The organism is Porphyrobacter sp. ULC335, from assembly GCF_025917005.1.
In the GTDB taxonomy this organism is placed as follows: domain Bacteria; phylum Pseudomonadota; class Alphaproteobacteria; order Sphingomonadales; family Sphingomonadaceae; genus Erythrobacter.
The window spans coordinates 284647-309265 of record NZ_CP078091.1; the positions used below are offsets into that span (position 1 = coordinate 284647).

The window sequence follows — 24619 nt, forward strand, 5'->3', positions numbered from 1 at the left end:
GCCGCGAGGGGCCATTGCGTGACGACGGCTACGGGACCGCGTCCTAGAAATGTCGGGCTTGGCGAAACGGACGTTGACTACTTCCGTTTCACGGACTGAGCGGGGCAGTGTCAGCTAGCGACCAGACCCAGTCGTTCACGATCGCCACTTCGAATGTCTGGTCTTGACAGAAGGCGCCGACGGTCACTTCGGACCGAACGGTCGGCAAGGCTATCTTCTAGCGGGATCGACGCGGCGACCACTTTTGGAACGCCGCGTCGCTGTCTTGTCCTCAGAACCGCACTTGTACCGTTGCGCGCGCGCCGTGGTCGGTCTGGGTGGAGCCGATCAGGCCGGTGTAGCCGACCGAGATCATGAGATTCTCTTCAAGTTCCAGCACCGCATCGAAGCGTCCGGCGAAGGCCACTTCGTCGAGCTGCGCGGCGTCGATCGCGAAGGCCTGCTGCGGAGCAGCGGCCAGCGCGATCAGGGCCTGCGGATCGCGGTCACCCAGCTGGGCACGCGCACCGAGCGAACCGCCCAGACGCAGGACCTTGCCGACCTTGACCGATCCGTCGATCCCGCCGGTCACCGTGCCGGTCGAGTAGCTCTGGCGGGCGACATCAAGCGCCGCAGCGCCGCCTGTCTCGCGCAGACCATCCAGCTTGAAGGTGCCGATCGACCCGGCCACGAAGGGACGGATCAGCGCCTTGCCGGCCTCGATCGTGTAGGACAGCTCGGCAAAGGCCTGACGGCCCTTGCCCTCGGTCACGCCGACATTGGTCTCGGCAAAGCCGGGCAGGTTGATGTTGCGGAAGGCCCGCAGATCAACCTCGGTCAGATAACCGCCCAGCGTCACGCCGAACCCGCCGGTGGTGAGCGATGCGTAAGCACCAGCACCCGACTGCTCGACCTCGCTCGCCGATCCGCGTGCGTCGATGGTGACATCGCTCTGGATCTGCATCCCGAACACACCCGCGCGCCAGCTGCCGTTCTCGTTCGCCTTGCCGTAATCAAGGCCGGTGACGAAGCCCATACGGTCGGTGTCGAAGGCGGCGGCATTGCCGTCGCTATCGCCATCGCCCCAACCGCCGAACAGCTGGCCCCAGGCGCCCACGCCCGAACCCGCACCGGGCGTCGTGCGTGCCGCCATCGCCGCCGAGGCAGCACGGCCCAGCACCGCTTCACGCAGCAGACGCTCCTGCTCGATCCCGACGCCGGCCGCGGTCGCATAGACCTCGCCCGAGAGCTGGTCGAAGGCACCCGGCAGCTGCGCGGTCGGCAGGGCGTAGATGTTGAACAGCGGTTGCGGGTTGTAACCCGCGGCCACCGCGCCATCGATGCGGTTCACCACCGAACGCTGGTTGGCGGTCAGCGCCGTGTTGCCGACGATGTTGGCCAGAAGGTTCGGCGCGAACCGCAGCGACACCTGCGTGCCGGTGTAGACCAGTTCGGGCCGGTAGATGTTCCCGAACCCGGCAAAGCCGGTGGTGTTCGCAAAGGTGCCGGTGCGCCCGCCATCGGCCTGCAGCAGCAGGTAGGTGCTGCCAAAGGCGTAGGCATTTGCTCCGCTGAGGTTGGTGAAGGCAGCGGTGCCGTTCAGCGAGGCCGTGCCGGTGGCGAGGATCCGGTCCCAAGGTGCCGTTGCGGCGATCCCGTACTGCACCGTGCTGCCCGCCGCGAGGCTGACATTGCCGTTGACGGTCAGCGTGCCCGGGCTGGTGCCCGGCGCGATGGTGCTGCCGCTCTGGGCGACGAGCCCGCCGATGATGCCGGTGCCCGACAGGGTCGTGCCGGTTTGGACCGTAACCACCGAGCTACGGTAGTCACCGTTGACCCGCAGCTCTCCGCCGATCACGAAGGTGCCGCCGGTGTAAGTGCTGCTGTTGCCGGTGAGGGTGAGCAGCCCCGCCCCGGTCTTGTCGAAGCGGCCCGTGCCGAGGAGCGAACCAGCATAGGTGCCCGCGGTCGCTTGCGCGAACTCGAGCACGCCGGGTGCGTCGGTCTGGATTGGTCCCTGCAGCGACATGGCATTGCCCACCAGGCGCCCGGCGGTGATCAGCGTGCCGCCCGCATAAGTGTTGGTCCCGGTCAGCGTGGTGATCCCGGTGCCGACCTGCGCGAACATGCCCGTGCCCGAGATGTTGCCCGCCAGCGTGTTGGCATCCGAGCGGTTGACGATCAGCATGCTGTTGTTGACGATCGGGCCGACGATCGAGCCGGTGGTCCCGCCATCGCCGAGCTGCAGCGCGCCGCCGGTGATGGTGGTGCCGCCGCTGTAGCTGTTGGCGCCGGTCAGGGTGAACCGTCCGGTGCCAACCTTCTCGAGGCTGCCTGTGCCGCCGATCACGCCGCTGAGCAGCGTGTTCAGGTTGAGGCCGCCGGTGGTAAGGCGCGCGCTACCGAGGTTGACGCTGCCCGCACCGGTGAGCGCACCCAGCGTGGTGTTGAACCCGGCAAGGTTGAAGGTGCCCGCCGCCGACTGGTCGAAGATGGTGATCCCGGTGGTGGAGCCCGTCAGCGTGATCGTGCCGCTGTTCGTCACGAAGCCGTTCAGCGCGCCGCTAATCTGCGCAATGCCCGAGTTCTCAAGCCCGGTGTTGATCGTGCCGGTCGAGGTGAAGGTGCCGGCATTGTTGACCCCGCCCCCGATCGTGCCGCTGTTGGTCGCCGTCCCGGTTGCGACGTTGGCAAGGACACCGCGCACGGTCCCGGCATTGTTGAACGTCGCTGCGTTGCGGACAGAGCCCTCCAGCTCGCCGCCCGCCGCCAGCACCAGCGTGCCTGCGTCGACAAAGGTCGTGCCGGTATAGGTGTTGACGCCCGTCAGGGTGAAGGTGCCGGTGCCGAGCTTGATCAGCGGGCCGCTGCCAGAGATCACGCCCGAGAAGTTGGTCGAGGTATTGAGACCGCCCACCGTCAGCTGGCCCGAGCCGAGCGAAACCGTGCCCGACCCGGCAAGGCTGCCGAGCGAGGCGGCAAAGCCGGCAAGGTTGAAGCTGCCCGTCGCGGTCTGGTTGAACGCCCCGCTGGCGGCCAGGTTGCCGAAAAGCGTGATCGCACCCGAGTTGCTGACACCGCCGTTGACAGTTCCAGCCAGCTCAGCGGTCGCACCCGCATTGTTGATCAGCCCGCCATTGATGGTGCCGGCCGAAGTCAAGGAGCCGTTGTTGGTCACCAGGCCGCCGACGGTACCAGCGTTGATGAAGGTCGCGTTATTGAGCACCGGACCGGCAATCATCGCACCGACATCAAGGCCGATCGACCCTGCGCTCACCGTGGTGAGGCCAGTGTAAGTGTTGACGCCGGTCAGGTTGATCAGCCCCGTGCCGACCTTGGTCAGACCGCCGCCGCCCGAAATCACGCCGCCGAAATTGGTCAAGGTGTTGCTGCCGCCGGTCGTCAGCGTCGCCGAACCGAGGTTCACCGCGCCAAGCCCGGACAGCGTACCGATCGTGGTGTTGAACCCGGCGAGGTTGAACACCCCGGTGCCGGTCTGCGCGACGGTGTTGATCCCGGTACTGATGCCGGTCAGCGTGATCGTGCCCGAGTTGTCGATGTCGCCGTTCACCGCGCCGCCCAGCTGCGACGTGCCGCTGTTCAACAGGCCGCCATTCAGCGTTCCGGTCGAGGTGAAGGTGCCGTTGTTGATGACCCGCCCGGTGATCGTGCCACTATTGGTCGCACTCGCCCCGGCGTTGTTCATCAGTATGCCGCCGACCGAGCCGTCATTGTTGAAGGTTGCGTTGTTCTGCACCGCACCCACGATACCGCCAGTCGAGGCGACGCTCAGAGTGCCGGCGCTGATCGTGGTCAGGCCGGTGTAGGTGTTGAGGCCCGAAAGGGTGGAGACCCCCGTTCCGACCTTGGTCAGCGCGCCGCTGCCGCTGATGACGCCCCCGAAGGTGGAGTCGGTGTTGTCCGTGCCCGTGGTCAGCATCGCCGAACCGAGCAGCACTGTGCCGCCACCGGCAAGGCTGCCGATGGTCGAATCGAACCCGTTGAGTTCGAAGCTGCCGCCTGCCCCTTGCGTGATGCGCGACAGGTAGGTGGTCCGGCCGAGGCTCGTGAGACGACCGTCGTTCTGGACGGCGCCATCGACCTGGCCGAAGATTTCGGCGAAGCCGGTGCCGGTGTTGGTCAGATCGCCGAACAGGCGGCTGCCCGTGAGCCCACCGAGCGAGAAGCCCGCATTATTGAGCACCGAACCGGCGAGGCTGCCGTCGAATACGACCTGGAAGCCGCCGTCAATCTGGGTGAGACCGGTGTAGGTCTGCGCGCCGGAGAAGACCTGCGTGCCGTCACCAACCTTGGTCACGCCGCCGCTGCCCGAAATCTCGCCGAAGAAGCCGGTCGAGCCGCTCCCCGTGCCAATCGTCAGCGTGCCCGAACCGAGCCGCACCGAACCGCCGCCCGAAAGGCTGCCGATCGCGGTGTTGAAACCGGCCATGTCGAAGGTGCCGTCCAAGATGCCCTGGTTGAGGTTGGTGATACCGGTGGTGATGCCGGTCAGCGTGATCAGACCAGTGTTGTCGATATTGCCGTTCATGGCTCCTTCGAGCAGCACCGTGCCGGTGAGCTGGTTCACCAGCGTGCCGGTGATCGTGCCGGTCGAGGTGACGCGCGCGGCATTGTTCACGCCGCCCAGGATCGTGCCGCTGTTGATTAAAGTCCCGCCGAGCACCGAGGTGAGGCCGGTATAGGTGTTGTCGCCCGAGAGGGTCAGCGTGCCGGCCCCGGTCTTGGTCAGCGAGCCGCCACCCGAAATGATCGCGGAGATGGTCGCACCGACGCCGCTAGCGGTGCTGATTCCGGTCGGGCCGGCCAGCTCGAGCCGCGATGCCGCGTCGCCGCCGACGATGGTGTAGCCGTCGGTCACGAAGTCGAGGCCGACCGGCGCAACAGTCTCGCCCGCCGCGATCGTCACCGTACCGCCGCTCGCCCCTCCGAACACCGCGAGGTTGCCGTTGCCCGCCCACGGCCCGCTGACCGTACCGGCGGCATTGGTGAAGTTGACGCCGGCAAGGCTCCAGGTGCCCGACCCGCCGACGATCGCACCGGTCGGGACGGTGGTCGAGCCGTTCCAGTGGACGAGGTCGCCGGCGCCCGCGACGTTGAGCAACACCGTATCCGTCCCCAGCGCAAGGTTGCCGAAATAGCCGCCACCGAGCGGGTTCAGCGTCATGCTGCCGAGCGCGCCTGCGAGCGAGCCGTATTCGAACAGCGTGTACTGCCCGGTCGAGAAGCCCGCCCCGCGCACGATGTCGATGGAGCCGCCGTTCAAGGTCAGGGGACCGGTCACCCGCACGAGATCATTGTTAACACCGCCCGCGACCCCCGCCTCGCCGAGTTCGAAGATGGTCGTCGAACCCGCGTTGAGCGTCAGGGCAGCGACGGTCATCGTGCCGGGGCTCTGCCCAGCGGCGAGGATGCCGCCCTCGTTGATCGTCACCGGGCCGGTGAGCCTGCCTGTGCCGCCGAGCGTCCCGCCGTTGACGTTGATCCCGCCGCCGAGCGTGCCGTTCACCTCCAGCCGGCCGCCGAGGAGCGTGGTGGTGCCGGTGAAGCTGCTGCTGTCGCCGGACAGGGTGGTGCTGCCTGCAATTTGGCGCAGCGTGCCATTCCCCGAGATGTTTGCGGCCAGCTCGAAGTTGCTTGCGGTGTGGTTGAAGACGATCGTGCCGGTGCCCGCGCCAAAAATGATGCTCGAAGCTTCGAGCGTGCCCGCGCCTGCCGCCGGGCTGCCTTCGGCCGCGCCAAAGATCAGCGTGCCGGTACCGGACTCGAATCGCCCGATGGTCAATGTCGGAGTGGCCGCGACACCTCCTTCGGCAAGCTTCAGCGCGCCTTCGCCCCGATCACCGACGATCAGGAACCTCGGCGCTTCGAGGCGACTCCCGACGCCCCTCACCACCACCGCTCCGGACGCGCCGCTGTTGGCACCGACCGAGCCGAAGCCGGTCGCGACCACGCCGCCATCCGCGATCGTCAACGTGCCCTTGCCCGAGATGCCCACGCCGAGCCCGGACATCTCCCAGCGACTGCCCCCACCCGTGACAGTGCCGACGCTACCGGGACCCGACCTCGAATCGACCGAGCCCTGCAAGCTAGTCGTGACCACGCCCCCGTCCGCGATCGTCAGCGAAGCCGAGCCAAGCCCGCCTGCAAACAGCAAAGTAGAGTTCCATCGGCTACCTTGGCCCGTGATCGTGACACTGCCGGTCGTGAGTGCGTCCGGGGCGATGATGGCAGTAATGGTGTTGACCCGTCCCCCACTCTCGACACGGAGCGACGTACCCTCGGCCAAACCTCCGATATTGAGGCTCTCGCCCAGATCCAGGAACCCAGTGATCAGCACGCTGCCTCCGGATACCAGGTGCGGGCCCGAGAAGGTCCGGTTACCTCTCAACGTACCTGCAACCGTTCCGCCGCTTAGAAGGATTCTTCCGGTCACACCCACATTCACGGTGGCGCCGGCTTCCAGCGTTCCGCCCGACTGCGTGTAGTTGCCATTGACGTTGAGCGTACCCGCCCCGGTGATGCTGCCCGAGGTGAGGGTGACGCTGGCGGCGGTGTTGGTGAAGCTGCCGAGGGAAAGGGTGCCCCCCGCGATCTCCACGGCAGACGAGCCGGACAGCGTGCCATTTGTCCCCAGTGCCAGCATTCCGCCCTCGACGCGCAAGGTACCTCTGGTCGTGTTGGCACCGGTCAGCGTCAGCGTGCCGGTGCCTACTTTGGTGAGTGCGATGGCGCCCCTGAAGTCGAGGTTTTGCACCAGCTGGCCCCCGAACGTCGTCGATTGGCCATTGCCGCCCACCGTCAGGGTAATCGTGCCGCTGCCGTTGTTTTGTACCCTCCCCCCGGTTCCTGCGAGCGCGCCGATGGTCTCGTCATTGTTCAGCCCGAAAAGCCCGCCCGTCATCTCCACCGCACCCAGGTCAGAGATGGCGGACCCTCCCGAAGCGACAAGGTTGCCGCTGTTGATGGTGGTGGTTCCGGTATAGGTGTTGGCGCCTTCGAGGATGATTGTGCCTTCGTTCAGGGTCAGCCCGCCGGACCCGGACAGGGTGCCGCTGGTCTGGAGCAGGCCGGCGCCCATCTTTGTCAGCAGGTGCCCGGCGTTGTTGATGCCGCCGGTCACCGAGACAAATTCGTCGGTCGAGATCGTTGCCGCAGAGCCCAGCGTGATATCGCCCGTCAGGGTGGTCGCGCCGCTGAGGCTCCACAGCGCCCCGCGGCCGCCTACCCCGGTGCCGTTGAGGGTAATGGCATTGCCGAAAGTGGCAGGCACTGACCCGACCCCGACGTCGAACGCCAGCATCCCCCCGTCGAGCACCACGATGCTGCCCGCAGGCGAGCCGAGCGCCGATGCGCCCGCGACCCGCAACGCGCCTTGCTCGATCGTCGTCCTGCCGCCGTAGGTGTTGGCTCCGGAAAGGGACAGCGTCCCCGCCCCCTTCTTGGTCAGCGAACCCGAGCCGCTGATGATGCCGCCAACCGTCACGTCGTCCGAGCGGTTGAACACCAGCGCGGCGTTGTTGACGATATTGCCGGTGCCGAGCGTGCCGGTCGTCCCGCCATCCCCGATCTGAAGCGTGCCGGCGCTGATGCGGGTTTCACCGGTATAGGTGTTCGCACCGCTCAGGGTCACGGTGCCGCTTGTCGTCTTTTGGAGGCCGACGGAACCTGCCAGAGCGGCCGAAATGTTGCCGGAGCGGGCGTCGATGTCCGAATACGTCGTCAAAGTGCCGGGGCCGGTGATCGACCCTCCGGCGAGGATGACGCTGGCGGCCTCGCGGTCCGCAAGCAATTCGAGCGTTCCGCCATCGACCTCCAGGTACGCGGCCGGGTCTCCCGTTCCGCCGAGGCGCAGCGCGCCATTGGACACCCGATAGGTGCCGGTGAATTCATGGTCCCCGTCCAATTGGAGAGTCAATTCGGGTGCAGCCAGGCGGAAGACGCCCGCCCCGCGCAGCTTGACGGAACTGTTCGCGGTGAAGGGCGCGCCCACCCCGCCGACCAGAAGTGTCTGGCCGTTCATCTCCAGCGTTCCGAGGTCGCCGCCAACCAGAGCGCCGATCGTCTCGCTGTTGAGCAGCCTGACAGTGCCCTCGCCGATGTTGAGGATATTCTGGTCACCGACGGCATTCCCGCCTTGCAGCTGCAGCGTGCCCTCGAGGACGTCCAGACGACGCCCGCCGGTCGTGGTGTTGGCGCCCGCAAGGGTCAGCGTGGCTGTTCCCGATTTGGCGAAGTAGGTGGTGTTGAAACTGCCGCTGCCGGTGAGAGCACCCGAGAAGGAGCCGTCGACCGATTGATTGACGGTCAACCGTGTCCCGTTCCCGAAGCTGATCGTCCCGCCCCGGCCCGACAACGACCCGATTGTGTCGGAGCGGACCACGTTCACCAGACCCCCGTTGACCGTGAAGGCAGCGGTGTCGGAGAAATTGGAATTGAAGCTTATCTCGACGGTCCCGCCGTTGATCGTCGTCGTGCCCGTGACGACCCCGTAGTTGAAGAACCTCGCATTGCCAGAGGCGACCGGGGCGAACAGCACGTTGCCGTTGATAGTCGTGTTGTTGGAAAGAACCGCGTCGCGACCTCGCACCTCGACATCACCGTTCAGCCTGCCATTGAGTGCGATGATCAGTTGCGCGCTGTCCAGCAGCGTGGTCCTGATCGCCGTCAATTGCGCCCTGGCCACCAGAGACGCGCGATCCTGGATCGTGAGAAAGTTCAGGTTGGCGGAATCGGTCGTGAGCTCCACCCGGTCCGTCTGGTCGAGGCTGACAGACCGGTTATCGATGGGGACTCCATCAGGGTTCCAGTTCGCGGCGTCGGACCAGTTCTGGGTGCCCGCCCCCCCATCCCAGCTCTGCGCCGCCGCGGGCGCGGCGGCCATCACCATCAGCGCCGGGACGAGCGCGGTGGTGGCGAGCAGCTTGGCGCTGCGGCGGGTTGCGGCGACGGTGGTCATGGAAAAGTTCCCCTGAAGATCACGACGTGACCGGCCCGCCTGCGCTCCAGGCCGATTTTCATGGGGCAGCTACTTATACGAGGTTCGGGCGCGGCGAGAGGCCCTGCGTCTCACGACATTTGGCAGATCGTCTCATGCACGGCTGGTGCGCAGCTCCTCACGGAACTCGCTGGGGCTGAGCCCCTCGTGGCGGCGGAAGGCCCGCGCGAAGGAGGCGCTGTCGTACCATCCGCAGCGCGCCGCCACGACGCCGACGGGCAGATCGGGCGAGGTGGCGAGGACCGCCTTGGCTCGCTTGATGCGCAACTGGGCGATGGCGTTGGAAACGCTCGTCCCGGCCTCGGCAAAGGCGCGGTATAGCGTCGCGCGCGAGCAGCCGAGATGCGTCTGAATCATCCGGGCATCGAGGCCCGGCCGCCCGATGTTCTGCTCGATCAGCGCAACCGCCGCGCCGAACAGGTCACGGCGCGGCGCGGCGCGCGCGGCTGTCCCGGCGGTGACGGTCTCGCAGGAGAACAGCGCAAGCTGCATCAGCTGGCCGAGCATGAAGTCGCGCTCCACCTCGTTGGCCGCCGCCATGTGCTTGGCCGAAAGCAGCATCTGGTGCTTGAGCACCTCGCCCATGTGCGATTCACCGAGCAGCCGCACCATTGTCGCAGGATCGGGGATGCGCTCGCCGATGCGCTGCTCAAGTTCCGCACGCGGGACCGACACCTGCACCGCCCGGTGATCGCTCCACGCGACGCGCGAATGCCAGCGGTTGTCGAAGACGAAAAAGTCGCTCGCCCGGCTGACGACCGGCGCCGCGCTGTCCTCCTGCTCGTAGGTGCGCGCGCCCTCGAGCACCACGCCGATAGTGTAGGTCTCTCGGTCGTTGGCCAGGTCTGCAGGGACGCCGCGGCCGCTCACCGCACAGCTGCGGTAGCGCAGCAATTGAACCGGATCGGTGATCAGGCACTGGGTGCGCGCGCTGAAATCGCGCGCGGATTGCGCCGACAGGGGATCGCCCTCGAAGCTGTAATAGAGCAGGGTGCGCCACATCTCGTATCGTACCTGCGGGGGCATGGCATCGGTGGAGACATCGAAATAGACGGGCGACTTGGGCATGCCGAGATCGAGCGACCAGCGCACCGTCTCGGGCGACCAGGCCCAGTCGGCCGGTGACCAGGACCACAGCCCGGCCCCCTTGGCCGCATTCCACAGTTCCCCCATTCGCACCCCCAGTGCACGATTGCTTCTGCGTAGATTAATCCGGATCGGATGCAACGCAACTCCCTGCTAGCGACGGCAGTTCGGAGGTTTTGTGAAAGGACGCGGCGGGCGGGTCCTGCAGAAAGACCCCGTGTCGACAGTCCGCACAAACTTCGCAGGCAGCGTAGCCGTCGCGCTGACAAAGAAGTTCTGGGCCTTCAGCGGTGATCCGGCGAGAAAGGCTCCGCTTTGTCGAATAACCCCACGACTGCGAGCGTGCATTGCGTCAGGTCGATTTTGCGCCCCGAGACGACATATTGGTGGGACTAGAACAAGCCGTCGTCGAAATCATCTTCATCTACATCACAAGGAGAGTCCACCTCTGTTCTGAGTGTATCGAGGCCAAGCTCTCCAAGGATCCTGTTGTGAAGGTCCCGCTCGGCATTCATGGTATATGCGGCAAACAGCGAGCCATAAATCTCGCTCAACTTCGCGTTCGGATCCGCTTCCGCGGGCGCTAAATCGAGATCACATGCATCAAAGATCGAGATCGTGTTTGCGAGATTGCCTGTATCGCCAATCAGTGGTTCCAGATCTGTGATGGCCCGGTTCAACGCTGACTGAACATTGCCCGCGTTTGCGTCAACGAAGGCAAGCGAGGAGGTTGTTCGACGACCACATTCGCCGATGACATCCACGAAGTCGGACAGTTGGCCGAGCGATGTAGTTCCCTTAGCCCCTTGCCCGCCCATCCGGGAGGAGCTTTCGATCAAGGCTGTCTCTGCCCTCGAAATAGAAGACACGATCAGATCGAGCCGATCAGAATAACTTCTGATCTCATTCGCTACGACCGCGATCGGCTTGCCGGTTTCGCCGACGTTTCGGCATCTCAGGCCGATATTGATGGCCATGTTGCGAACTTCCAATCGCAATTCGGTTATGGCTGCCATCTGTGCGGCAACATCATTGACCGTCGCCAATATCTGTTCGCGCGTGGCGGCGCCCTGGCGCTCGGCCTGGCTCAACTGGTCGATTATGCCATTCGCCTCGGCAATCCCGCACTTTAGCAGGTCGAGAAAACCGTGCCCCTCTTCGTCGCAACCGGGGCCTTGTAGGGCAGTCAGGTGTGCGGAGGTTTCCTTGAGCCGGTGCAGCGAGACGACAAGGGCCTCTGCATCGTCAGCGAACTCGGCAGCGGCAGCGCGCGTCAGTGCACCCAGAAGAGGCAGAAGGTGCCTTTGCAATTCATCGACACGAAGCATGTCATCATCGCCCCCGGCGGAGACATTTTCGGCGAGCTGGCAGCCGAACATTACGTGCTCGAGCCGCTGGCGAACGCGGTCCCCGATCTGAATGGCGCTTATTGCCAAACCAAGTTCGGTCCGGGTTGCCTTCGCCACATCGTTTGTTGCCTGCGCAAGTCTGACCAGACCTGCCTGATGCTGCCTGAGTGCTTGAGCATCTTGCATCAGCCGGTCCGGGACCTGCGGCACGACCTTGGCACATTCCTCGACGAGCAATTCATCGTTGCGGATCATCTCGCGCAGGCTGCTTTCCAGCCGTTCGAGCGTCTTGTCGAGGCTCCGTACCTCGCCGCTTGCCGCAAAGAGTTTCTCGCGCATCCGGTCGGCGAAGTCCATGAACTCCGCAGCGCCGCACGCGTTGATCTTCACGTTCATGCCGTAAACGTCGAGAACCTGAATACAGCGCAGGATATCGCCGGCGCAGGAGCGCAGACTGATGCTGCTGCTACGGATCTCGGCAACAGCCTGAGCGCGAACACCGGCTTGCGCGGGCACCGTTTGCAGATTGTCGGCGGCCTCCATCAGATTGCTCACTGCGGCAGCCGCCTCGCCCGTATCGAAAACGCTCGCAATTTCCTGGAGCGCATTCACGATCTGATCGATGGTGGTTACCGCATCGCCGAGTGCCAGACTCGCGGTGTCGAAACGGGCCGTGAGTACGCCGACGATCTCGCCAAGTTGAGCACGCAGTGTCGTGGCCATGGACGAATAGTCCTGCCGATCGAGCGGCTCATCTGTTTTGACCGCCAGCATGGCTCAGCGTGCCGTGGCCTGGAGGATCTCCCTGGCGATGGAACCAAGGGGACAGACCTTGTCGGCCGCACCACGCGCGATCGCCTCCTTGGGCATCCCGAACACGATCGAGGTTGCCTCATCCTGCGCAAAGGTGCGCGCACCGCCCTCGTGCATCTCGAGCAGACCGCGAGCGCCGTCGTCGCCCATGCCGGTCATGATCACTCCGACTGCGTTTGAACCGGCACATCGCGCGGCCGAGCGGAACAGAACGTCGACGGAGGGGCGATGGCGCGAGACCAGCGGTCCATCACGCACCGAGACGAGGTAGCGCGCCCCCTGCCGCTCGAGCATGGTGTGTTTTCCTCCCGGCGCGATGAGGACATGCCCGCGCATCACGGTGTCTCCGTCTTCCGCTTCCTTCACGCTCACCTCGCAAAGTGAGTCGAGGCGGGCGGCGAAGGCGCGGGTGAAGCGTTCCGGCATGTGCTGCACCACCACGATGCCGGGGGAATTGGCAGGCAGCGCCTCGAGCACTTCGCGCAGCGCTTCGGTTCCGCCGGTCGAGGCCCCGATGCACACGACCATCTCCGTCGTGCGGCTCATGGCCTTGCCGCTGGGCGGCGGCAGAACCGCGTCGGCGGTAAGCTTGGCCTGCGGCTCCAAACGCGGCGTGCCGGGCTGTCGTGCCTGAACGCGTGCGCGCGCAGCGCCCTTGACCACCTGCCGGATCGCTGCGCGCGCTTCGTTGAGGTGATCTGCCACGCCGATCCGCGGCTTGAGAATGATGTCGACGGCGCCCGCTTCGAGCGCCTGCATCAGCGTATCTGAGCCCTCCTCGGTCAGGGATGAGCACATTACCACAGGAAGCGGGCATTGGCTCATCACCTTGCGCAGGAAGGTGATGCCGTCCATCCGGGGCATCTCGACATCGAGCGTAATGACATCGGGCACCTGCGACTGGATGATCCGCGCTGCGGCAAAAGGATCGGCGGCCGTGCCGATGACTTCGATGTCACCATCTTCTTCTAGGATAGCCTTCATCGTCTGACGAACGCTTGCGCTGTCATCGACAATGAGGACACGGACCTTCTTGATCCCTATAGGCACCTAGATTCTCCTGAACACGGTGCCTGCCACCTGCGTGAGACAGTCGGCGAAGCCGGTGATGGATTCGGAATGGCCAAGGAAAAGATAGCCGCCCGGACGCAGCCGCTCGCACAGGCGGTTGATTACGGCTTCCTGCGTGGCCTTGTCGAAATAGATCAGGACATTTCGGCAGAAGATGATGTCCATGAGTTCGTCCAGCGGATAGCGCGCATCCATCAGGTTGAGCCTGCCGAAGGCGACCTTCCGCCGCAGTTCAGGCACGATCCGAACCTCGTTGCGGCCTGGTTTCTTGGCCGTCAGCACGTAACGTCGACGCAAATGATCGGGCACTGGGTCAACCAATTCCCGAGGGTAGATTCCCTTGATAGCGGTCGAGAGAACCTCGGTATCGAGATCGGTAGCGATAACCTGGTAATCCATTCCGCGGTTCTGTCCGGCAAACTCGTCGAGCAGCATGGCGAGAGTATAGGGCTCGGCACCGGTCGAACATGCCGCGCTCCAGCAACGGACCAGGCGTTGGCGATTCTCGGCGAATTCCGGCAGCACCGTCTCGAGCAGCACATCGAAATGGAGCGGCTCGCGGAAGAAATCGGTCTTGTTCGTCGTGACGGCGTTTATGAGATTTTCGATCTCGTTCGGAGCCACGCCCGGGCTAAGGACGAAATCGCAATACTCCCCGATGGTCGCAAACCCGGAGGCACGCGCGCGTCGGCGCAACCGCCCTTCAAGCATGGTCTGCTTGCTGGCCTTGAGGTTGATGCCTGCCTTGGCATGGATCAGCGCCGCCAGCGCCTTGAACTGCCTTGCGCCGATCTGGTCCGTATCAGGCGCCAGATCGAAGGCGGCGTGGGTCATGTCGTTCATGCCGCGCGGCCGAACTGGCCGTCATCGGCGTCAAGGCCGCCGCTCGTCAGGTCGAGCGCAAAGCCGGATGCTCGCTCCTGCTGGTGCGCCACCGAATTCGTCGCGGCCGTAACCTGCGCTGGAGCAGGCGCGCGCGCAGCCCGGTTGGGTGCCGCAGTGCGCGGAGCCGGCTTGGAAGTGGCAGCCTTACGCGGTGCTGCGGCACTTCGCGTCCCCATGATAGATGGGGCGGCGGTATCGAGCTGGAAGAAGGCCATCGACTGCTGAAGCTCCTCCGCTCGCGAGGCTAGCGTTTCCGATGTTGCGGAGATCTGGTCTGACGCGCTCGCGTTCTGTTGCGTGACCTTGTCGAGCTGCTGGATCGCCTCGTTGATCTGCGAGGCCCCGATATCCTGTTCTCGGCAGGCGGCGCTGATTTCGGTCACAAGCTCCGCAGTGCGGCGGATGTCGGGGACCAGTTTGGCGAGCATTTCCCCGGCCTCGGCTGCGGCTTTCACCGTGTCGGAGGAGACGGAGACGATTTCTGCCGCAGCGCTTTGGCTGCGTTCGGCCAGTTTGCGGACCTCGGATGCGACGACGGCGAAACCCTTGCCGTGTTCGCCCGCGCGGGCTGCCTCGACGGCGGCGTTGAGCGCCAGAAGATCGGTCTGACGCGCGATTTCCTGGACGATGCTGATTTTCTCCGCGATCGTCCGCATAGCGCCGACAGCCTTTTCAACCGCAGTGCCTGACGATTCTGCATCCTTGGAAGATTGCCGGGCGATCTTCTCTGTCTGCGCGGCGTTATCGGCGTTCTGTTTGATGTTGGCGGCCATCTGCTCCATCGATGCCGAGGCTTCCTCGGCAGAGGCGGCCTGTTCGGTGGCCCCTTCGGAGAGCTGCTGCGAGCTGGCCGCCATCTGAGTGCTGCCCTCGGCCACTTCGGTTGCTGCCTGGCTGACGTTGCTGGCAAACGCGCGCAAGTTGTCGACGGTGGCGTTGATGGCATCGCGCATGTGCTTGTGATCGCCCCGGCATTCGATCTCGACCCGCTCGCTCAGATCGCCTGCACCCAGCTTGGCGAGGATGCGGTTGCCTTCCTCGATCGGCTGGAGCGTGGCATCGAGCATGCCATTGATGCCGACAATAAGTTCAGAAAAATCGCCCACGAAACGCTTGTCGTCGCCGCGCTCACTTAGGCGACCCTCCGTGGAGGCAAGGATCAGACCCTGTATTTCGGAGGTTATTGCGCGAAGATTACGGCGCAGCGTTTCGATCGTCTCGTTTATGAAGGCCTTCTTGCCGGGAAACTGTTCGAGCGGCGCGTCGAAGTTGCCTTGGCCGAATTCCTTGACGCAGGCCATGGCCTTCTTCTTCACGGCGATGTGGCCGGCGACCATGTTGTTGATGCCGCGTGCGACGGCAGCGAAATCACCGGAGAACGCCGTGTCATCGAGGGCGACGTCGATGTCGCCACGGTCGTGTTCGGCAGACATGTGGTTCATCTGTGCAATCAGACCGGAAAGATTGCCGCGAAGGGTCTCGATGATTTCGTTGATGAAAGCTTTCTTGCCCGGCAACTGTTCGAGCGGCGCCTTGAAGTTGCCCTCGCCTATTTCCTTGACGCAGGCCATTGCCATTTTCTTGACCGAGATGTGCGCGTCCACGAGATCGTTGATGTCCCGCGCGATGTCCGAGTAATGGCCGGGCAGGTCGACTGTCTGGATCTTGACATCGATATCGCCGCGCTGATGCTCGTCCGCCATGTGCCTGATGGCTTTCGACAGATCGAATGACGGTTGAGAGGCCTTGTCGAGCAGCCGATTGACGGCCTCTGTCACCGCGCGGGTCGCGGCATTGCCGGTGTGGGTGACGAGGCGTTCGGCGCAGTTCCCGCTGGTCATCGCCGCTTCAACCCGGGCGATTTCATCGAGAACCACGGCTGTCGAAACAGCGGCAAAGGGGTTGAGTGGCATTGATTCCTCTTTCGTTGTCTTGGCGGGCTGCCACTTTCAGTGCGTCAGTTCCGACCGGTTGTTTCAGGCGTCGATCAATTGCGACTCATCGCCGGTCATGGCCGCGTCTTGCGAGGTGAAGATGCGGGCAGCGTCGATGATCACGGCAAAACCGGTTTCGCGCCTGACGACGCCGGTGATGTATTGGGATTTCCAGCGCACTCCGATGTCGGGTGCCTGTTCGATCTGCGCCGCGTCGTAGCTGCTGACGCTGAGCACACGGTCGATCACGACACCGAGCGTCAGCGCGCGGTCGGGCAGAGCAATGTCAAGGATCAGGATACGCGTGGCGAGGGTTGGTTCGATCGCCTCCAGACCCAGACGCCGCCGCAGGTCCAGCGTTGGAACACCCTGGCCGCGCACATCGGTCAGCCCGACGAAATGGTCCGGACCATTGGGCACGTGCGCAGGCGGCGCATAGTCGAGTATCTCGCGGACGAGCTTGACGGGCACAGCGAAGACTTCGCTTCCGAGGCCGAACTCGACGACTTGGAGATCATCCGGGCGATTCATGCCGCGCGTCCGAATTCGGCGTCGTCGGGGTCGGCCCCGCCGTCGGTGAGGTTGAGCGCGAAACCGGCAACGCGTTCCTGCTGGTCGGCCACTGAATTGCGATTAGGCGCAGCGGCGGCGGCACGACGGGCGGCGGGCGCGCTGCGGGTCACCGGCTTCGACTTGCCCGGCGCGGCGCTGACCGTCCGGCTGCCGGAGCCATGGCCGGGGTCAAAGGTGAAGAACGAAATCGCCTGCCGCAATTCATCGGCTTGCGAAGCGAGCTCTTCTGACGTCGAGGAAATCTGGTCCGAAGCGCTCGCGTTCTGCTGCGTCACCTTGTCAAGCTGTTGGATCGCTTCGTTGATCTGCGAGGCCCCGATATCCTGTTCACGACACGCGGCGCTGATTTCGGTGACCAGTTCGGCCGTGCGGCGGATGTCGGGCACCAGCTTGGCGAGCATTTCTCCTGCGTCGGTCGCGACCTTCACGGTGTTGGAGGAAACGGCACTGATTTCCGCGGCCGCTGTCTGGCTGCGTTCGGCAAGCTTGCGCACTTCGGATGCCACGACGGCAAAGCCCTTACCGTGTTCGCCGGCGCGAGCCGCCTCGACCGCCGCGTTGAGCGCGAGCAGATCTGTCTGGCGAGCGATCTCCTGAACGATGCCGATCTTGTCGGCGATCGTCCGCATGGCACTGACAGCTTGCTCCACCGCCTGCCCCGACAGCTCGGCATCCTTGGAGGACTGGCGCGCGATCTTCTCCGTCTGGGCGGCGTTGTCGGCGGTCTGTTTGATGTTAGCTGCCATCTGCTCCATCGACGCGGAGGCCTCTTCGGCCGAAGCAGCCTGTTCAGTCGCGCCCTGCGCGACCTGTTCGGAACTTGCGGCAAGCTGCCTGCTTCCGGTCGAGACGTTCTCGGCGGCGACAGACGTGCTGCCGACCACCGCCCCAAGGCGTTCGATCATGCTCGCGAGCGCGGTGCCGAGCTGGTCGTCTTCCGAAAGCGCTGTGTGGCGCACGGTCAGATCGCCTTCGGCAATCCGGTCAGCCACACTGGCGCTGGTGCGCAGGTTGTCCACCAGCTCGTTGATGGCATCGCGCATGCGCTGATGGTCGCCGCCGCAATCGAGCTCCACGCGCTCGTTGAAGTTGCCACGGCTGACAAGGCGGAGCACACGGTTGCCTTCGTCGATCGGCTTTATCGTGGCATCCAGCATCCCGTTGATGCCCGAAATCAGCATCGCGAAGTCACCGACGAAGCGTTTGGCGTCGCCCCGCGTGCCAAGCTCGCCGGCGGTCGATGCGTCGATCAGCCGGTTGATTTCCGCCGTGATCGCCCGAAGATTGGCACGCAGGGTGTCGATCGTTTCGTTGATGAAGGCCTTTTTGCCGGGGAACTGTTCGAGAGGAGCATTAAAGTCTCCTTCGCCGAACGCCTTGACGCAGGCCATCGCCTTCTTTTTCACATCTATATGGCCCGCAACCATCTGGTTGATGCCGCGCGCCATGACTCCGAAGTCGCCACGGAACCGGGTGTCATCGACCATGGCGTCAATGTCGCCGCGATCGTGCTCGGCCGACATGGCGTTCAGTTCGCCGATCAGTCCGGTAAGGTTGTTGCGTAGCGTTTCGACCGTGTCGTTGATGAAGGCCTTCTTGCCGGGGAACTGTTCGAGAGGCGCCTCGAAGTTGCCTTCGGCTAAGCCCTTCACGCAGGCCATCGCCTTCTTCTTCACGGCGATATGACCAGCGACCATGTCGTTGATCCCGCGTGCCATCACGCCGAACTCTCCGGGGAACTTGTCGGCATCGACGACCACGTCAATATCGCCGCGATCATGTTCGGCGGACATGTTGTTCATCTCAGCAATCAGCCCGGAAAGGCTGCCGCGAAGGGTCTCGATCGTGTCGTTGAGAAACGCTTTCTTGCCGGGGAATTGCTCCAGCGGCGCCGAGAAAGTGCCGCGGCTGAACTCAGCCACGCAGGCCATCGCTTTCTTCTTCGTCGTGATATGCGCGGTCACGAGGTCGTTGATGCCGTGGGCGATCTCCTTGTAGCGGCCGGAGAACTGGTCTGCCGGGATCACGACATCGATATCGCCACGGTCATGCTCGGCCGCCATTGCGCCGATTTGTCCGGCGAGCTCTTCCACCGGGCGCGCGGCAGTCTCGAGCAGGCGGTTGAAAGCCTCAATCACCGCGCGAGTCGGAGCGTTGCATGCGCCCGTATCAAGGCGTAGCGAATGATCACCCGTGGATGCAATCGCAGCTTCGAGACGCGCGATCTCGGTAAGAACCTGATCTTCGGATACCCGCGAAAACATTTGGAACGGCATCGGGTCTTATCCCTTCAGATTGAGCATGGAAGACGGGGCGGGCGTCATGCGGCGCCGGCCAGTGATCGGAAGATCTCCTGGAGGTCGGGAAGCACGATCACGCTTTCGGGCTGCCGCACGAGTTCGCGTACGAATTCGCGCTTCCAGCGCATCCCCAGAACCGGCGGTTCACTGCTGTCGCGCTTGTCGAGCGTGGCGACTTCGTGGACCTTGTCGGCACGCAAGCCGATCTGGATCAGCTCACTGTCGAGTTCGGTTTCGATGACGACAATGCGATGGTCCACGGCGGCGTTGGCCGCACAGGTGCCCTCGGCATCGGATCCGGATTCCTCCGCCGTGCCATAACTGATGCCGAAGATGACTCTGAGGTCGGCAATCGGGATGATCTTGCCGCGAAAATTGACGACGCTCGAGACGATTTCGGGCGCGCCCGGCACACGTGTCTCGGGCAGCAGATCGAGGATCTCGCGGATGTTTATGGCCTCGATCGCGAGCCGTTCCTCGCCGATGTCGAAGGTAAGGACTTCGAGCTGGCCGTTTTCGTCCCACTCGGTTGTGTTGCTATTCTGCATGGCGTTACCCGGCGGCACGAAGCCGCTCCTCCCGGTTTTGGCCCAGCGCAACCAGCTGGACGACATCGAGGATCAGCGCCACGCCGCCGTCACCCAGGATGGTTGCGCCCGAAAAGCTCGGTATCGAGCGGTGGAGGCTCGACATGGATTTGATCACCGTCTGGTGGCTGCCGATGATCTGATCCACCACCAAGCCAACCCGTTCGCCGCCGGTGGCGATGACGACGATTTTCTGAAACGCGTCGGGCCGCGTGCCGGTGTCGAACAGCTCGCGCAGCCTCAGGAACGGCACGAGCCTCTCGCGCAGCTGGATCATGCTCCGCCCGCGCGAACGGATGTCCTCTTCAAGGCTAAGTTCGAGGCATTCCTCGACCGCCGACAGCGGGATGACGTAATTGCCGCCGCCAACGCGAACCAGCAGGCCGTCGATGATGGCGAGCGTGAGCGGTATGCGCAGGGTGATGGTCGAACCCTTGCCGGGTTCGCTGGTCATCTCGATTTGTCCGCGCAGGCCTTCGATGGTGCGCTTCACGACATCCATGCCGACACCGCGGCCGGACAGGTTGGTGACCTGCGCGGCTGTCGAGAAGCCCGGCTCGAAGATCAGCTGGAGCAGCTCGCTATCCGGCATCAGCTGGCCCGGCTGGATCAGCCCGGTGGCTTCGGCCTTGGCGCGCACGCGGTCCCGGCTTATGCCGCGTCCGTTATCTTCGATCGTGATGAGGACCTCGCCCCCGGTCTGCCGCGCGGAGAGGCGGATCTGTCCCGCGGCCGACTTCCCCGATGCAAGGCGCTCCTCCTCGGTTTCGAGGCCGTGGTCGCAGGCGTTGCGGATCAGGTGCACGATCGGGTCGGCGAGCCTTTCGGAGACAGTCTTGTCGATTTCGGTGCTCTCGCCGTCTGTCACCAAGTCGATGGTCTTGCCGGTTTCGCGCGCAAGATCGTGGACGAGGCGGCGGAACCGCCCGAACAGCGTGGCGATCGGCACCATGCGGAGCACCATCATGGTGTCGCGCAGTTCGTTCGCGAGGCGTTCGACTTCTTCCGAGATCGAGCGCAGCGCGAGTTCGCCCGCTGCTCCGGAAACCCCGCCGCAGGCGAGCTGCGCAAGGCGGCTTTGGACGATGACGAGTTCCCCGACACGGTCCATCAACACGTCGAGCCGTTCCGCAGGAACGCGCACGCTTTCACCTGCCGGTTTGGCCGGGCGGTTCCTTTCGGGTTCGGCCGAGCCTTGCGAAACTTGCGGGGGAAGAGCGGTGTCGGGATCCACGGTGATCGGCAATGCAGCCTCGTCGCTGTCCGCTGGGGCCGCTTGTGCCGCACGTTCGATGACCAGTTCCATGTCGTCCATGACGAAGATGAAGACGTCTTCGATGGCCTCACGCGTGACCGTGGCGGGCAGGTCGACGTCCCAGGCGATATGGCACTGCATTGGATCGAGCGCGTCGAGGGCTGGGACAGCACCGGTGATCGCCGCCACCCGGGTGGCCCCGAGATCGCGCAACTCGTCGAGAAGGATGAGCGGATTGGTGCCGTTGGCCATCGCCTCGACCGGAAGCCGGAAGTGGATATGCCACGGCGCACCGGGGGTCGTTTCCTCGCCTGGGTCGCTTCCGCTCGCCTGTGAAGAAGGTCCTGCCGAGGCCTCCTGCACGGCGTCGGCGTCTGTGCCGATGGCGGCCTGCAAGCGTTCAAGGATGATTGCGCTCTCGGCGCTGTGATCGTCGCCCGCGCAATCGACCAGCGCCCGCATGTGATCCATCGCGGAAAGCGTCACCGCGACAAGCTCTTCCGTTGCCGGGACCTGACCCTTGCGGACCCTGTCGAAGGCGCTCTCGCAGTGGTGGGTGAACGCCGCCAGCGCGTCGAAGCCGAACATCGCGCCCGAGCCCTTCAGCGTGTGCATGCCACGAAAGACCGTGTCGATCAGATCGCGGCTATCGAGCCGATGCGTCAGATCGAGCAGCGCCTGCTCGGTCATGTCGAGCAGCTCTCCGGCCTCGATCCGGAAGGACTCGACCGGATCGTGCGCGCTCATGATCCCAGAACCTTGCGGGTAACCTTCAGCAGGTGGTCTGCCACGAAGGGCTTCACCAGCCAGCCGGTCGCGCCGGCGGACTTGGCTTCCTGCTTCATGGCATCATCGGATTCGGTGGTCAGGAAGATGATCGGCGTTCCCGCCTGGATCGGCAACTTGCGGATCTCGCGGATCATCTCGAGCCCGTTCATATTGGGCATGTTGAGATCGGTGATGATCAGATTGAACTTGGCATCGCGCGCCTTGGCGAGGCCCTCGGCGCCATCGGCGGCTTCGGCCACGTCATGGCCGGCGCCAGACAGGGCGATCCGGATGGCCATCCGAATGCTGGCGGAATCATCGACCGTGAGGATGGATGTCACTGGACGCCTCCCTCAAGCCAGAAATGGGAGGCGTCAGCGTTCCCCTTGGCCAGAAACCCGGCGCGCTCGAGCAGGGAAACGAAGACAGGACCGGCTGGGGCCACGAGCCGGAACCGCTTGCCCTCGGCAACAGCCAGCTTGCGTGCCGCAACCACGAGCTGGAGGAAACTTACGTCCGCATCTGCCAGCTGCGATATGTCGAGTTCGAGATCCTCATGGATCTGGAATTCCTCCAGCATCGCGGTGCGTAGGTTTTCGATCACTCGTATGTTGGCGGTATTGCTGATTGCCAAAGCCATCTGTCTTTCCCGATCTCGGCGTCGGGGAGTGGTCTACAATCGGAGATATGACTTATCGTGCCAGAGCGGCTAGCGGAGACCACGCTGACATTCATTAGCGTGAAAATAGGGACGTTCGGCGCATCTAGCTTACGCAGTGTCTCCAAGCCCCGGAGTGCGCCCGAATGCACTGCACGACAGCTTGTGCGAGCGGACCGATCCCCGCCCAAAAGGCATGACTGAGCCCTCGGCTCTAAGCTTATCGGCGCGTGCATAGCGATGCGGTCTCATCGCCTCGGTACGAGGAGCGGGAGCGTCCTTCATCGGGTTTTCAAGACCAACCATTCAGAATTGTCAGCGATACTCTTCAGAAGCATTCTGGCGCCTTGTCTGCCCGAGTATCGCACATCGCCGCTGCAAGTCTTCGTCTTCGAACAGACCCGCGATCGGAGCCGCGAGGCGGCGCCGCCAGTTGGGATGGGTGTCGACGGTGCCCGGAAGGTTCGGTTGCTCGTCGATGCCAAGCATGTCCTCGAGCGAAACCAGCGCAAGGCAGGATGGCGCGCGCGCGATGTGAGTAATCGCCGCATCGACAACGGGTGCGGGATCATCGGGCGCAGGGCGCGGGCTTGCGTGGTCCAAGGTCGACCACAACAAGCCGCGGTCCCATTCGCGTATCGCCTCGGCCTCTGCGCGGTCGACACCTTGGGGCAAGCGATCAAGCCGCTCCGCCCAGTCGAGATCGCGGCCCCGCCACCAGCCGGCGACGGTTACGGTGTCATGCGTCCCGCTCATGGCCGCGCTGAGCGGTTCGTAATCCTGCGCGCCGATGAAGCCGTGATCGGCGGCGCGTTCAAACCACAGAACCCGCATCCCCAGCATCTGCCGCTGGGTCACGGCGTGCGTAAAGCCATGCGGCGCGGTGCCGAGATCCTCGGCAATGACAAGCGCCCCCGCCCGGTGCGCCTCCAGTGTGGCGAGGCGGATCAGGTCTTCGAAGGGATAGGAAAGGTAAGCCCCGTCCTGCGTGCGCCCGCCCTCGGGGATCACCCACAGCCGCGCGAGGCCGAACGCGTGATCAATCCGCAGGCCCCCGCCCGCGCCAAGGCTGGCGCGGATCATTGCAATCCACGGTGCGTACCCGGATTCCCGCAGACCATCGGGCGAGAAGCCGGTGATCGACCAGTTCTGTCCTTGTGGCCCCAGCGGATCGGGCGGCGCACCAATGGTAAGGCCGTCCAGCATGGCATGGCGCAGCGACCAGGCATCACTGCCCGCAGGATCGACCCCCACGGCCAGATCGCCGATCAAGCCGATAGCCATGCCCGCGTCTTTGGCCGCTGACTGGGCAGCAGCGAGCCCTTTGCGCGCGAGCCATTGCACGAAGAGGTGGAAGGCGATTTCGTCCGGATTCTCGGCGGCGAAACGGGCTGCCGCTTGCCCCATGGGATCGTGGAAGGCAGCAGGCCAATCGCGCCAGCCATGCGCGCCGTGCGGCCGGAAGTGGCAATCGAGCGCATCGAACAGGGCGTGGCGATGGAGCATCGCGTTGTCCGCCGGGCTGGCTGCGGCAACGGCAGCGCGGCGTTGCGGATCGAGGGCGGCAAACACCGCACGCAAGGCTGCAAGGCGGCGCGGCAGCGCGCTTGCCCAGTCAATAAACTCCCCGGCCTCGCCGCCTTCGGTTAGCGGCGGCAAGCCCACCAGCGCCGGATCGCCCAGCGCGCCGTTGAGAAACAGGCGGCTGGAGGGGGAATAGGGGCTGTAGCCCTCCCCATGCCCGGGAAACAGCGCATACACCGGGTTGATCGCAAGCGCATCGGTTCCCGCATGGCCGAAGTGCCGCGCTGCCTCGGCCAATTCGCCGAAGGTGCCGAAAGGCGAAGGCCGCTCGCCCCGCAAAGCCGGGATCTGCACCGACACGCCCCAAGGGCGCCGCCTTTCAGAAGCGGGTAGCGGGCATTTCAGGGGTGCGACGGCGAGCCTGACTGTCTGGCGATCAATGACGAGATCGTAATAGCCCGGCTCTGCGGGGACGATCAGGCGGCGGCCTTCGATGGCCAGCGGGCGGGTGATGCCGTCCTCCCCTGTCGCTTCGGCGCTGTGGGCGGGAAACGGCAGGTCGGTACTGCCCCCCGCATCGGCGACCAGCATCGCGGCAAGCCGCTCGCGCCGGGCCGTGATCTCTGCGAGGCTGCGTGCAATCTGGAGCTCGCTCCCGGCATCGTGGCCGAGCGCTTGCAGCACCGCGACCAGCGCGGCATCGCTCACCTGCTGGCAACGACCTTCGACATCGGTCCATTCGCGCGCAAGGTCGCAGGCCTGTGCCAGCACGTGCAGTTGGTCCATCGCCGCCTCCTTGAGCGCCCTCGCATCGGGCCACC

Annotated in this window: 13 protein-coding genes; all 13 read right to left on the reverse strand. The window is 64.5% G+C overall.

All coding sequences use genetic code 11. From position 1 onward, the window contains the following. Positions 1–271: 271 nt before the first annotated feature. Positions 272–8956, reverse strand: a complete 8685-nt coding sequence (locus KVF90_RS01325; RefSeq protein ID WP_264393055.1) for an autotransporter-associated beta strand repeat-containing protein — start codon at positions 8954–8956, stop codon at positions 272–274. Positions 8957–9088: 132 nt separating this feature from the next. Next, positions 9089–10168, reverse strand: coding sequence for an AraC family transcriptional regulator (locus KVF90_RS01330; RefSeq protein WP_264393056.1), 1080 nt, complete (start codon positions 10166–10168; stop codon positions 9089–9091). Between the two features lie 305 nt (positions 10169–10473). After that, positions 10474–12204: a hypothetical protein gene (locus KVF90_RS01335; protein ID WP_264393057.1), complete on the reverse strand. Its 1731-nt coding sequence runs from the start codon at positions 12202–12204 to the stop codon at positions 10474–10476. Positions 12205–12207: 3 nt separating this feature from the next. Further along, a complete protein-coding gene (locus KVF90_RS01340) occupies positions 12208–13281 on the reverse strand; it encodes a protein-glutamate methylesterase/protein-glutamine glutaminase (protein WP_264394607.1) in 1074 nt (357 codons plus the stop codon). A gap of 12 nt (positions 13282–13293) precedes the next feature. Next, the gene (locus tag KVF90_RS01345; RefSeq protein ID WP_413677037.1) at positions 13294–14148 is read right to left on the reverse strand and encodes a CheR family methyltransferase; all 855 of its coding nucleotides are present in this window, start codon (positions 14146–14148) and stop codon (positions 13294–13296) included. A gap of 5 nt (positions 14149–14153) precedes the next feature. Beyond that, positions 14154–16112 (reverse strand): methyl-accepting chemotaxis protein, encoded by a 1959-nt coding sequence (locus KVF90_RS01350; protein WP_264393059.1) that lies wholly within the window; start codon positions 16110–16112, stop codon positions 14154–14156. Positions 16113–16175: 63 nt separating this feature from the next. Continuing rightward, positions 16176–16664 carry a chemotaxis protein CheW gene (locus KVF90_RS01355; RefSeq protein ID WP_264393060.1) on the reverse strand — a complete coding sequence of 163 codons (489 nt, stop codon included), beginning with the start codon at positions 16662–16664 and terminating at the stop codon, positions 16176–16178. Continuing rightward, complete coding sequence (locus tag KVF90_RS01360) at positions 16661–18982, reverse strand: methyl-accepting chemotaxis protein (protein WP_413676998.1); 2322 nt, start codon at positions 18980–18982, stop codon at positions 16661–16663. The genes KVF90_RS01355 and KVF90_RS01360 overlap by 4 nt, the downstream gene beginning before the upstream one ends. A 44-nt stretch (positions 18983–19026) precedes the next feature. After that, complete coding sequence (locus KVF90_RS01370; RefSeq protein WP_264393061.1) at positions 19027–19554, reverse strand: chemotaxis protein CheW; 528 nt, start codon at positions 19552–19554, stop codon at positions 19027–19029. Positions 19555–19558: 4 nt separating this feature from the next. After that, positions 19559–21595: a chemotaxis protein CheA gene (locus KVF90_RS01375; RefSeq protein ID WP_264393062.1), complete on the reverse strand. Its 2037-nt coding sequence runs from the start codon at positions 21593–21595 to the stop codon at positions 19559–19561. Next, positions 21592–21957, reverse strand: coding sequence for a response regulator (locus KVF90_RS01380; protein ID WP_264393063.1), 366 nt, complete (start codon positions 21955–21957; stop codon positions 21592–21594). Before KVF90_RS01380 ends, KVF90_RS01375 begins: the two co-directional genes overlap by 4 nt. Continuing rightward, positions 21954–22256 (reverse strand): STAS domain-containing protein, encoded by a 303-nt coding sequence (locus KVF90_RS01385; protein ID WP_264393064.1) that lies wholly within the window; start codon positions 22254–22256, stop codon positions 21954–21956. Before KVF90_RS01385 ends, KVF90_RS01380 begins: the two co-directional genes overlap by 4 nt. Positions 22257–22589: 333 nt before the next feature. Beyond that, a complete protein-coding gene (gene malQ / locus KVF90_RS01390; RefSeq protein WP_264393065.1) occupies positions 22590–24584 on the reverse strand; it encodes a 4-alpha-glucanotransferase in 1995 nt (664 codons plus the stop codon). Positions 24585–24619 lie beyond the last annotated feature (35 nt).